The organism is Butyrivibrio sp. AE3009, assembly GCF_000420845.1.
Lineage (GTDB): Bacteria > Bacillota > Clostridia > Lachnospirales > Lachnospiraceae > Butyrivibrio.
In genome coordinates, this window is sequence record NZ_ATVS01000028.1 from 34,691 (window position 1) to 46,776 (window position 12,086).

Annotated in this window: 9 protein-coding genes; all 9 read left to right on the forward strand. The window is 47.4% G+C overall.

What is annotated here, in order from left to right:
- The first annotated feature begins 13 nt into the window (after positions 1–13).
- The 9 genes from G588_RS0113395 to arcC all read left to right on the forward strand — a co-directional run bounded on the left by G588_RS0113395 (position 14) and on the right by arcC (position 11,708).
- A complete protein-coding gene (locus G588_RS0113395; protein ID WP_022779248.1) occupies positions 14–1,657 on the forward strand; it encodes a GH25 family lysozyme in 1,644 nt (547 codons plus the stop codon).
- 159 nt (positions 1,658–1,816) lie between these two features.
- A complete protein-coding gene (locus G588_RS0113400) occupies positions 1,817–3,046 on the forward strand; it encodes a UTP--glucose-1-phosphate uridylyltransferase (RefSeq protein ID WP_022779249.1) in 1,230 nt (409 codons plus the stop codon).
- 137 nt (positions 3,047–3,183) lie between these two features.
- A complete protein-coding gene (galE, locus tag G588_RS0113405) occupies positions 3,184–4,200 on the forward strand; it encodes a UDP-glucose 4-epimerase GalE (RefSeq protein WP_022779250.1) in 1,017 nt (338 codons plus the stop codon).
- A 104-nt stretch (positions 4,201–4,304) separates the two neighbouring features.
- Positions 4,305–5,111 carry a phosphatase gene (locus tag G588_RS0113410; RefSeq protein ID WP_022779251.1) on the forward strand — a complete coding sequence of 269 codons (807 nt, stop codon included), beginning with the start codon at positions 4,305–4,307 and terminating at the stop codon, positions 5,109–5,111.
- A 203-nt stretch (positions 5,112–5,314) separates the two neighbouring features.
- Entirely contained in the window at positions 5,315–5,584 is a 270-nt protein-coding gene (locus tag G588_RS0113420; RefSeq protein WP_022779253.1) for a hypothetical protein, read from the forward strand.
- Positions 5,585–5,639: 55 nt separating this feature from the next.
- The gene (locus G588_RS0113425) at positions 5,640–6,293 is read left to right on the forward strand and encodes an HAD family hydrolase (RefSeq protein ID WP_022779254.1); all 654 of its coding nucleotides are present in this window, start codon (positions 5,640–5,642) and stop codon (positions 6,291–6,293) included.
- A gap of 242 nt (positions 6,294–6,535) precedes the next feature.
- A complete protein-coding gene (locus G588_RS23110) occupies positions 6,536–8,464 on the forward strand; it encodes a S1C family serine protease (RefSeq protein ID WP_022779255.1) in 1,929 nt (642 codons plus the stop codon).
- 551 nt (positions 8,465–9,015) lie between these two features.
- Positions 9,016–10,653 (forward strand): ATP-dependent Clp protease ATP-binding subunit ClpX, encoded by a 1,638-nt coding sequence (gene clpX / locus G588_RS0113435; protein WP_022779256.1) that lies wholly within the window; start codon positions 9,016–9,018, stop codon positions 10,651–10,653.
- Between the two features lie 116 nt (positions 10,654–10,769).
- Positions 10,770–11,708 carry a carbamate kinase gene (arcC, locus tag G588_RS0113440; RefSeq protein WP_022779257.1) on the forward strand — a complete coding sequence of 313 codons (939 nt, stop codon included), beginning with the start codon at positions 10,770–10,772 and terminating at the stop codon, positions 11,706–11,708.
- The last annotated feature ends 378 nt before the right edge of the window (positions 11,709–12,086 follow it).

The window sequence follows — 12,086 nt, forward strand, 5'->3', positions numbered from 1 at the left end:
CGGGGGAGTTTTTATGTTGGGAAGAATTAAGAAGAGTCTTGTTAGTGCAGGACTTATCATGTCCATCGTTGCACTTATGTCTTTATCACCGGTTGCTTCTGTTAAGTCACAGGCAGTAGGACCGGAAGTTGCCTTAGGAATCGATGTTTCCAAGTATCAGGGAGGCATCAACTGGCAGCAGGTCAGAAATTCAGGCGTTCGTTTCGCCATGATCAGAGTCGGAACCACCAAAAAAGGACTGGATGAGCAGTTCGTCAACAATATCAATGGAGCAAACGCAGCGGGCGTCAGGACCGGAGTCTATATCTATTCCTATGCCACAACTCCTGAGCAGGCAGCAGCTGAGGCCAATCAGGTCCTGGCATGGATAGCGCCCTACAGCGTTTCTTTCCCCATTGCCATAGACATTGAGGACTCCTGCCAGAAGAGCCTTAATGCGGCGCAGCTTCAGGCAATCGCAGATACCTTCTGCGGCATTATCAATGCCAACGGCTACGAACCCATGGTATACGCAAGCAAGAACTGGTTCCAGGGCAGAATGCCCAATGTTTCTTCTGCAAAATGGGTTGCTCAGTACGGCAGTGCCTGTGAGTACGGCGGAGACTATGCAATGTGGCAGTCTTCCAGCCACGGCTCTTTTGCAGGAATCGCAGGAAGGGTAGACGTTAACCACCTGTATTCCGATTATTTCTCAAGGATTATTCCCGAGGGCTTCAACAGCTGGGGCGGACATACCTATTACTACAGCAATTTCCGCAAGATGTACGGCTGGCTCAATCTTGCCCAGGGCAGATACCACACCGAAGCCAACGGCTGGGTTCAGACCGGATGGTTCCAGGATGAGAGCGGAATCTTTTACCTTGACCCCGCTGAGGGCGGAAGGGCCAAGACCGGATTTGCCGATATCGACGGCGCCCGTTACTACTTTAATGAAAATGGTGTAAGATGCACCGGACTTCTCAATGTGGGCGGCCCCGTGTACTATGCAAACGCTGACGGTGTCTGCCAGAGAGGCTTTGTTACACTTGAAGACGGCATTCACTATTTTGACGAGAACTACGTGATGCACGCAGGCCTTACACAGATTGGCGACAAGCTCTACTACTTCAATGAAAAAGGTGTCATGGTTACCGGAATGGTGGCCCTTGAGACCGGAAAATACATGTTTGGCCCCGACGGAATTGCCATCGCAGGCTGGTACTCCAACGAGCAGGGACAGAGATTCTATTTTGATCCTGCCACACATACCGCCAAGGTTGGCCTGCAGGCTGTTGACGGCGCCAACTACCTCTTCGGAGCAGACGGCGTTATGAGCACAGGCTGGTCAGGCGAAGTGGCCGCAAGATACTACTTCGGACCTGACGGCAAAATGGTTACCGGCTGGAATGCAATCGACGGCAAGTCTTACTACTTCGCTGCAGACGGAAGAATGGCTCTCGGACAGCTGGGACTTCCCGAGGGTGTTTACTATCTCGATCCCGCCGATGGTCATCAGGTTGTAGGCTGGGTACAGCAGCCCGACGGCTGGCACTACTACGATGCCAACAACGGCCGCATGCTGGCCGGTGTATCGGCTCTTCTTGATAATGTAAATTGCACCTTCGATAAAAATGGTGTACTCATAGATCCCGCCGGATGGACACCCGGACAGAAATAACATAGAACCTGAGTCAGGTTACTGTAGATAGCTATAGTACCTGACTCTTTTTTTGTGATGGATGTCATCAACTTAAACGGTTCTCTTTGACTTATAGTCTATTTGTGATAGAATAAATCGGTTGAAAAAGCAACGAATTTATATCGAAAGGAAAGAGTTATGAATTACGGGGAAGCAAAAGCAAAACTTGAACAGTTTGGACAGGAGCATGTCCTTAAATATTACGACGAACTCACAGAGGCTGAAAAGGCAGACCTTCTTCAGCAGATCGATGAGACAGATTTCGCAGTTCTTGAGAACTGCAAGAACCTGGGTAAAGGCGGAGAGAGAGGAGTATTTGAGCCTCTTGCAGCTATGCAGGTAGATGAGATTGAGAAGAGAAAAGAGGAGTTTGCAAAGGTTGGTATCGAGACCATCAAGGCCGGCAAGGTTGCAGCATGTCTTCTCGCAGGTGGAATGGGTACAAGACTTGGCTCAGACAACCCTAAGGGAATGTATGATATCGGTCTTACCAAGCCCGTTTATATTTTCCAGAGAATCATTGAGAACCTTCTTGATACAGTTAAGGCAGCTGACGGAACCTACATCCGCCTTTTCATCATGACCAGTGAAAAGAACAATGATGCTACCATTAACTTCCTCAAGGAGCACAACTTCTTCGGATATCCCGAGGAGAAGATTACCTTCTTCAAGCAGGATATGGCTCCTGCATCAGATTACGAAGGAAAGGTATACATGGAGGGCAAGGGTAGAATCTCTACCTCTCCCAACGGTAATGCCGGCTGGTATTCATCAATGCTCAAGGCAGGCCTTCGCGACCTGATCCTCAAGGAGGGCATTGAATGGATCGATATCTTCGCTGTTGACAACGTACTTCAGAGAATCGCAGATCCTTGCTTCGTAGGAGCTACCGTAAGCACAGGCGTTGACTGCGGTGCCAAGGTTGTAAGAAAGAACGCTCCCGATGAGAAGGTAGGTGTTATGTGTCTTGAGGACGGCAGACCTTCAATCGTTGAGTACTACGAGCTGTCACAGGAGATGGCTGATGCCAAGGATGAGAACGGCGATCCTGCTTACAACTTCGGCGTTATCCTTAACTATCTCTTTAACGAGAAGGCACTTAACGAGATTTCCAAGAACACACTTCCTCTTCACGTTGTTGAGAAGAAGATTCCTTATATCGATGAGAACGCACAGCTTGTTAAGCCCGAGGCTCCCAACGGCTGCAAGTTCGAGCAGCTGGTTCTTGATATGATCCACGAGCTCAAGACCTGCCTTCCCTATGAGGTAGTAAGAGAGCACGAGTTCGCTCCTATTAAGAACAAGACAGGCATCGACTCAGTTGAGTCCGCAAGAGAACTTTGCAAACTTAACGGAATCGAGCTGTAAGTTACTGCATTGCTTGTGTATAACATTTTGACTGCTCTTTGTAACATAAGACAGTTGTAATAAGCGGAATACGGCTCTAAAATGAAACCATAGTAAACAAAAGACAAGATTTTTTTACAGAAGAAAAGAGGTTGATTATGGCAATTCTAGTAACAGGTGGCGCAGGCTACATCGGATCCCATACAGTTGTTGAACTTCAGAACGCAGGCTACGACGTTGTTGTTATGGACAACCTTGTCAACGCAAGCAGGAAGGTACTCGGAAGAGTAGAAGCTCTCACCGGCAAAAAAGTTCCTTTCTACGAGACTGATATAAGAGACAGAGAGGGTCTCGAGAAGATTTTTTCCAATGAGAAGATCGACAGCGTTATTCACTTTGCAGGACTTAAGGCAGTTGGCGAATCTGTTGCCAAGCCCTGGGAGTACTACGATAACAATATCACAGGAACCCTTACACTGGTTGATGTTATGAGAAAGCATGGCTGCAAGAACATCATCTTCTCTTCATCTGCTACAGTATACGGCAATCCTGCATTTATCCCGATCACTGAGGAATGCCCCAAGGGAACCTGCACCAACCCTTATGGCTGGACCAAGTCCATGCTTGAGCAGGTGCTTACAGATATTCAGAAGGCTGATCCCGAGTGGAACGTGGTTCTCCTTAGATACTTCAATCCTATCGGAGCCCATAAGTCAGGCACCATCGGCGAGAATCCCAACGGAATCCCCAACAACCTGATGCCTTTCATCACACAGGTTGCTGTAGGCAAGCTCCCTGAGCTGTCTGTTTTCGGTAACGATTATGATACTCCGGACGGAACCGGCGTTCGTGATTACATCCACGTTGTTGACCTGGCACAGGGCCATGTCAAGGCTCTTAAGAAGCTTGAGCCCGGCAGCGGACTTAACATCTACAACCTTGGAACAGGCGTAGGCTACAGCGTTCTTGATATCGTCAAGAACTTCGAGGAAGCCACAGGAGTTAAGGTTCCTTACGTGATCAAGGACAGACGTCCCGGTGATATCGCAACCTGCTACTCCAATGCAGACAAGGCTAAGGCTGAACTTGGCTGGACCGCACAGAACGGCATCAGGGAAATGTGCGAAGATTCCTGGAGATGGCAGAGCCAGAATCCTAACGGCTACGAAGACTAAGGGTTAACTAAACTAAATTTTTGGACGATATAAATGATATGGGGACATAGGTCCTCATATCATTTTTTGTGTTTAATAAAAAAATACTTCCGGAAGAGGTTAATATGTATCGAATCGAATGTGATACCCATACTCATACTTTTTATTCAAGGCATGCTTACTCAACCATAGAGGAGAATGTCAAGGCGGCCAAGAAGGCGGGACTCAAGCTCCTTGCCAGCACAGACCATTTCAGCGACATGCTGTATGCCGACTACAAAAACATCAAGAATTATCAGTACTTCTTCGGCGTGGATCAGTGGCCCAGAGAGTGGCACAAGGTCACCCTTCTTCGTGGCTGCGAAGCAGATGTGGTGGACCTTGAGGGTCACCTGTTCGGTCACGACATCATCTGCCCTGAGTCTATAATCGGAGATCCCTATAAGGGCGAGCCCACACTGCAGGAGCTGGTCTTCAAAAAGATGGACTTCGTCATCGCCAGCGTCCACGCCAAGCGCTTTGCGGAAGGTGCAGGAATCGCCAAGACCACAGAGATGTATCTCAAGATATTGGAGAACCCAAAGGTTTATTTCATAGGCCATATCGGCCGCGCAGGTGTCGCCTTCGATATGGATACAGTCCTGAAGCGGGTAAAAGAGCTCCACAAGGCTATCGAGATCAATGAACACAGCTTCATGTGGCCCGGAGACCATCAGGAGCACTGCGTCAGGATCGCCGAGCGCTGCGCAGAGCTGGGAGTTAAGATCTGCGTCAATACGGATGCCCATGTTTCATACGATATCGGAAGATTTGACAGGGCACTGAAGGCATTGGAGACCTTGCACTTCCCTGAGGAGCTGATTATTAATCATTCCAGGGAGAGCTTTATTAGTGGGCTCAGTGCAAGTGGAGTGCTGAAACACTTTGAATGAAAATCATCGTAGATGAATGAAATACCGCTTCGCGGAATGAAATTCCCTGCAGGGAATTTCATGCACGCAGTGCATTTCATTACGGCGCAGCCGTTATTTCATTTTTACTATGATGCAGTAGCACTCACATTCTTTATTAGCCTCCTTTATTTATTTTCTGCTATAATTAGTCAAATACTATACTATCCGGGAGAAATGAAAAAATGTTTAGACTTTGGGTAAAACTCATCGATGATAACCACCTCATCAAAGACACCGTCATCTGCGATGACACCCTAGATACCCGAACCCACAAAGTAATGAATTCCATCGAAAAGGCCTGCTACGAGCTGGACCTTTCCAAGCCCATCTGGCTTGACAATATCGTCAAAGATTTCCAACTTCACAACAAATGCCGCTTCACCAAGGACGCTTTTATCGAGCAGATCTCCTTTGACTACATGGAAATCCAGGTCCTGGAGGAAGATTATTAAGTAATTGGCATATTAAGAAAGTATAGAAAAAAATTTTGCGAAATGAGGGGGAAGCATGAAAAAATTTGATGCGGTAATCTTTGATATGGACGGAGTTATCTTCGATTCCGAGAGAGCAACCATGTACTGCTGGCTGGAGCTGGCCCGGAAGTATAACATTGAAAATCTTGAAGAACACTTTCTTGCCTGCACCGGAACCACCAATCAGAGAACAAGGGAAATAATGCTGGAAGCTTATGGCGAGGATTTTCCTTATGATACCTTTGCTAAGGAAGCTTCCGTAATGTTTCACGAAAAATATGATGGCGGCAAACTCCCCATGAAGAGCGGAGTGAAGGCGCTTCTTGAGTATCTTCGTGATCAGGGAAAAAAAATCGCTCTTGCATCCTCAACCAGAAAGCAGACCGTAGTTAATGAGCTTAGAGATGCAGGTATTATCGATTATTTTGATGAGATCGTCACCGGAGACATGGTCACCCACAGTAAGCCTCATCCTGAGATTTTCCTTCTTGCCTGTGAAAAGGTTGGTGTGAAGCCCGAAAATGCCTACGCTATCGAGGATTCCTACAACGGAATAAGATCAGCCGCCGCCGGAGGACTCCGCCCCATCATGGTGCCGGATCTTCTCCCCGCCAACGAAGAGATGAAGCACCTTGCGGAGACGGTCCTTGCCAGCCTTGATGAAGTGGTAGAGTATTTCGATAAGTAAATTTTCGAGGAAGGGTGAAATGAGCATAGCTGGCTGGATGGGGTGCCATAAATACCCATGGGGTTCTGACGAAATTATTATTGCCGCAAGCCATCTCCCCGGCCCCTGCCGATTCTGCCCGTCCTCATAATTAGCCCCATTATCATTCAATTTATTAATAATTGTATAAGAAAATAAACACAATTCCTTCACAAACTGCCTCTATACTAAAAATCATAATCGAAAGGAAGAGGTGATATACCATGTATGAACAGAACGACAATGAACTGAAAAACAATGGTGTGGGAAACGACAAAACTTCTTCAACAGAGGAACTTGGACGCTCCAATTCTTCTGCAAGCAGCAACAATCCGTACAGTACCGGATCCTATAGTACTCCTGACTACAGGGGTTATGACTACGGACAGAACCGTCAGACATATGCAGGTGGGGCATATGGCGGACAGCAGACAACTACTTATGGCGGTGCACAGACAGGCGGCTACGCCGGTCACCAGATGGGCAGCTATGACGAGCAGCCTTCAAGAACCTACGGCGGCTACAGCAGAGTAGTTTCCAACGACCACGAATCTACAAATGCTAAAGAGAATGTATCTTCATTAGAGGAACCCAAGCCCGCTTTTGGTGGCTATACCGATGCCAATGCGGTGCATGATCCCTACGGCGACAGATACAGCCCCTATAGCCACGAGCGCAGCACAAGTCAGTCACAGATTCCTTCAAGTGACATGTCAAGCGGTCAGACCTACGGTACATATCAGTACGCTAATACTACAACTACCAATACAGTAGAACAGACTCCTAAGAAAAAGAACAATGTGATCAAGATAGTTGCAGCATCTCTCGCAGCAATCGCACTTATCGGAGTCAGCATCGGATCAGCCTATTACACTTATAGCAAGATCACAGGTCACAATCAGCAGGCACAGGTTGAAGAGAAGGAAGATACAACCCTGGTAGCTTCTGAGGATACACAGGAACAGACTAAAGAGAAGACTACTGTTTCCAAGACTGATTCAAACAACATCCAGACAACCACAGTTACAGGTCAGACAATGGCGGTAGTTACCGATGTTACACAGGTTGTACAAGAGGTTATGCCTGCCCTTGTTATTATCCACAACAACTACACTGTATCAGGCAACTATTTCGGATATACCTATCAGGACGAGCAGCAGGCTTCCGGTAGCGGAATCATAGTGGGACAGAACGATACAGAACTTCTTATCGCTACTAACTACCACGTAATTGAGGGAGCTGACACCCTTGAAGTAATTTTTTCCGATGATACTGCAATTGAGGCAGTGGTAAAAGGTACAGCTTCAGACATGGACCTTGCGGTTATCGCGGTAACCCTTGATTCCATTTCATCAGACACACTTTCAACTATTAAGATTGCAACCCTTGGTGACAGCGATGCACTTGCTCTTGGCGAGCCCGTTGTAGCTATCGGAAATGCTCTTGGTTATGGACAGTCAGTTACAACCGGTGTTGTTTCTGCTCTTAACCGTGAACTTGAGATTTCAGAGGGCGTAACCCGTAGCTTTATTCAGACAGATGCAGCTATCAACCCCGGTAACTCAGGCGGAGCTCTTCTTAACCTTCAGGGTGAGGTAATCGGAATCAACTCCAACAAGCTTGGCGGTGATACCATCGAGGGTATGGGCTATGCAATTCCTATTTCTGCAGCACAGCCTATCATTGAGAAGCTCATGAATGAGCAGACCAGGCTCAAGGTTGCAGAGAGCCAGAGAGGTTATCTCGGAGTTGTCTGCGTAAGTGTTACTGCAGATGTTTCAGAAGTTTATGGCATTCCTGAGGGAATCTACATTGACAAGGTTCAGCAGGGAAGCGGCGCTGAGGCAGCAGGAATTGAGAAAAAAGATGTTATTGTAGCCCTTGACGGTGAGGAGGTCGCATCAAGAGAGGACCTTCAGAACAGGCTTCAGTACTATGCAGCAGGAAGTACTGTTTCCATAACTGTAATGAGGCTGGAAGGCAACGAATATGTTGAGAAGACCTTTGATGTGGTACTTGGAGGCGCGGATAGCACATCCGGTTCAGGACAGGACCAGAGTAATGGTGAGGGTGATCACTATGATGGGCAGACGCAGCCGGGGAAGCCGGAGGATAGAAACTCAGGTTCCAACCAACAAAGAGGCGGCCACTAAATTCAAGGCACCGGAACACAATCCGGTGCCTTTTTCTATATGGTGATGGTTTGGATACATGACGGGGGGGCAGGTAATGCGCCGGTGCCAATGGCTTGCAGAAATGAAAATTCCTTCATAACCTATCGGGGATTTAGGGCACCTCATCCAGCCAATCATGCTCATCTCACGCTGTTCGGAACACTCACATGATTGTCTGTCTGAGGCGCTCCTAAATCCTCCTCAACATTATAAGAAGTAATTTTCATTCCTGCAAGCCATCGTCCCCGACACCTTACCCGCTCCCCCTGTCTTTGTAAGGCCAAAACTATTACTATATATAAAGCAGCAGCACCGGATTTGTGCCTAAAGCCATTGAATCTTAGATGCATAATACATCAATCATATGAGGGAGGAAGTAGGCGGCAATCATGTGAGGGGAGGGGGATTTTAGAGAAAGTTCACTTGATTAGCGGTAGGGCGGATATTATAATGTGTTTAAATTGCGTAAGTTTCGGCAATTTGAATGGATTGAGAGAGTAAGGAATACAGGATTTAGATTGGAGATATAGATGACAGATAAGAGAAATGACGATTTTGACTTCAGAGAAGTGACTGATGATGAGAGAGTGGATATTGAGGAGACTCCCTACACAGTTGAATATGATAGCAAGAAGGATGTTCTGAGAAATAGTGCGGATAATTCAGGAAACGGTGGTAATGGTTCCGGCAATGGTCAGAATGGCGGAAGTGGCACCAGAAGTGATAATACTTATGGACCGAAGGAAAACGAATATGAGGATGTGTGCTTTGTCTGCAGAAGGCCAGAGAGCAAGGCGGGCAAGATGTTCCATCTTCCCAATAATATCTGCATTTGCGATGACTGCATGCACAAGACCATGGATACTGTCAGCCAGTTTGATTATCAGAACATGCTGAACAACCCCAATCTCATGAATGAGCTCAACAAGAACAGCGGTGGATTCCCCGGAATGGGCTTTTTTGATATGGGTATCCCCGGTGGCTTTAACATGGGCGGAGGCATTCCCAATTCTCAGAAGATCAAGAAAAAGAGTGAGACCGCAGCCAAGCCCGCTTTTGACATTAAAAATATCCCTGCGCCTCACAAGATCAAGGCTAAGCTTGATGAGTTCGTAATCGGTCAGGATCAGGCCAAGAAGGTCATGTCCGTTGCGGTTTACAACCATTACAAGAGAGTTGCCACAGATACTATGGATGATATCGAGATCGAGAAGTCCAATATTCTCCTGCTGGGACCCACAGGTAGCGGTAAGACCTATCTGGTTAAGACGCTGGCTAAGCTCCTTGATGTACCGCTGGCTATTGCAGATGCTACCTCACTTACAGAGGCAGGCTATATTGGCGACGATATCGAGAGCGTTGTAAGTAAGCTCTTGGCTGCAGCAGGCAACGATGTGGAGAAGACCGAGCACGGTATCATCTTCATCGACGAGATAGACAAGATTGCCAAGAAAAAGAACACCACTTCCAGAGACGTTAGCGGCGAGTCCGTTCAGCAGGGAATGCTGAAGCTCCTGGAGGGTTCCAACGTTGAGGTTCCCGTAGGCGCAGGCAGCAAGAACGCCATGGTTCCTCTTGCGACAGTTAATACAAGAAATATCCTCTTTATCTGCGGCGGAGCATTTCCGGATCTGGAGGAGATCATCACCCAGAGGCTTAACAAGCAGACTTCCATCGGTTTTGATGCAGACCTGAAGGATAAATACGAGGATGACCCTAATCTTCTTACCAACGTTACCGTTGACGACCTTAAGAAGTTCGGTATGATCCCCGAGTTCCTTGGTCGTCTTCCCATTATCTGCACACTGCAGGCCCTTACCAAGGAGATGCTGATCAAGATCCTCAAGGAGCCCAAGAACGCTATTCTCAAACAGTACCAGAAGCTCCTGGCTCTCGACGAGGTCGACCTTCAGTTTGACGACGGCGCCCTTGAAGCCATCGCAGAGAAGGCCATGGAAAAAGATACCGGAGCCCGTGCCCTTCGTGCCATCATCGAGGAATTCATGCTGGATATCATGTATGAGATTCCCAAGGACGAGAATATCGGCCGTGTGACCATAACCCGTGAATATATTGAAGGCAAGGCTTCTCCCCTTATCGAGATCCGAGGAGAGGCAGCCCAGCCCAAGCTTCCCAAGTTCAATACAGAGCAGGCAACAATGCTTTAAAAATGATATTAGCCCAATTGGCAGTGAATGCCAGTTGGGCTTTTTTACGAATTATGTTTTAATACAGGGCGAAATGGGGTACAATTACCTTATCTTTTTTGAATTCGGAGGGCGAAATGGAAAATATTAAGGCGGTAGTTTCTCTTGGACACGAAGCACTTGGCGTAACCACCAATGAGCAGAAGGATGCCACCAAGATCACAGCCAAGGCGTTGGCAGATCTGGTTGAGGCAGGATATCAGCTGGTTATCACTCATAGTAACGGCCCACAGGTCAGCATGATCCACAAGGCCATGACTGAGCTTCACAGAATATATATCGATTACACGGCAGCTCCCATGTGCGTTTGCAGCGCCATGAGCCAGGGATATGTAGGCTACGATATTCAGAATTCTCTCAAGGCTGAGCTTACAAGCCGCGGTATTTCCAAGCCTGTCAGCACCATTCTTACACAGGTTACTGTTGACCCTTACGACGAAGCTTTTTATGAACCCACCAAGGCCATCGGACGTAACATGTCCAAAGAGGACGCTGATGTAGAGATCAAGAAGGGCAACTTCGTCAAGGAAGAACCCGGCAACGGATACAGAAGAATCATTGCCGCTCCCAAGCCCATCGACATAGTTGAGATTGACGCCATCAAGGCCCTTGTAGATGCCGGCCAGGAAGTTATCGCCTGCGGCGGTGGCGGAATCCCCGTAATCCAGCAGGGACATAATCTGAAGGGCGCCTCTGCAGTAATCGAGAAGGACGCGATCGCAGGCAAGCTTGCCGCAGATCTTAAGTCCGACAGACTCATCATCCTCACCTCTGTTCCTTGTGTATACAAGAACTTCGGAAAAGAGGACCAGGCACCTATCGAGAAGATGACCGTGGCCGATGCACAGAAATACATAGAAGCCGGAGAATTCGGCGAGGTAGATATGCTTCCCAAGATTGAAGCAGCAATCGAGTTCCTCAATGCCAACCACGAAGGCTCCGTTCTTATAACATCACTTTCATCGGTAGCTGATGCCCTTAGAGGCAAGGCCGGAACATTGATTACATTTGAATAAACATTAACTGAATATTATCAGAGAGCCTAATCCAAATGGGGTTAGGCTCTTTTTGCAGCACAAGACCGGCAAGCGAATGGATGCTTGCATACAAATTCATTTGCCGGTCGTAAGAACATGGAGCATGAAATGCGGAATGTTCGTGTGCGAAATCGAGTAGGAGTCAGCCTACTCGATTCTACTAATTTGTATAGCTTGGGGAATAGGAATAAGCATTTGGCATATAGCGAGATTTATTAGAGAAAAATATTGTGTTTAAATGAGTGTGTAAACTGGAGACTGAATTGATAATCTATTGATATGGAGATAAATGTAATGAAAAAAGTATTGAAACGAACAGTGATACTAATGATCGCCGCGTCGATGGTAGTAATGACA

Bases quoted from the DNA above. Each gene is read 5' to 3' on its own strand.
- G588_RS0113395 (WP_022779248.1), top strand. From the start codon at position 14: ATGTTGGGAAGAATTAAGAAGAGTCTTGTTAGTGCAGGACTTATCATG.
- G588_RS0113400 (WP_022779249.1), top strand. From the start codon at position 1,817: ATGAATTACGGGGAAGCAAAAGCAAAACTTGAACAGTTTGGACAGGAG.
- galE (WP_022779250.1), top strand. From the start codon at position 3,184: ATGGCAATTCTAGTAACAGGTGGCGCAGGCTACATCGGATCCCATACA.
- G588_RS0113410 (WP_022779251.1), top strand. From the start codon at position 4,305: ATGTATCGAATCGAATGTGATACCCATACTCATACTTTTTATTCAAGG.
- G588_RS0113420 (WP_022779253.1), top strand. From the start codon at position 5,315: ATGTTTAGACTTTGGGTAAAACTCATCGATGATAACCACCTCATCAAA.
- G588_RS0113425 (WP_022779254.1), top strand. From the start codon at position 5,640: ATGAAAAAATTTGATGCGGTAATCTTTGATATGGACGGAGTTATCTTC.
- G588_RS23110 (WP_022779255.1), top strand. From the start codon at position 6,536: ATGTATGAACAGAACGACAATGAACTGAAAAACAATGGTGTGGGAAAC.
- clpX (WP_022779256.1), top strand. From the start codon at position 9,016: ATGACAGATAAGAGAAATGACGATTTTGACTTCAGAGAAGTGACTGAT.
- arcC (WP_022779257.1), top strand. From the start codon at position 10,770: ATGGAAAATATTAAGGCGGTAGTTTCTCTTGGACACGAAGCACTTGGC.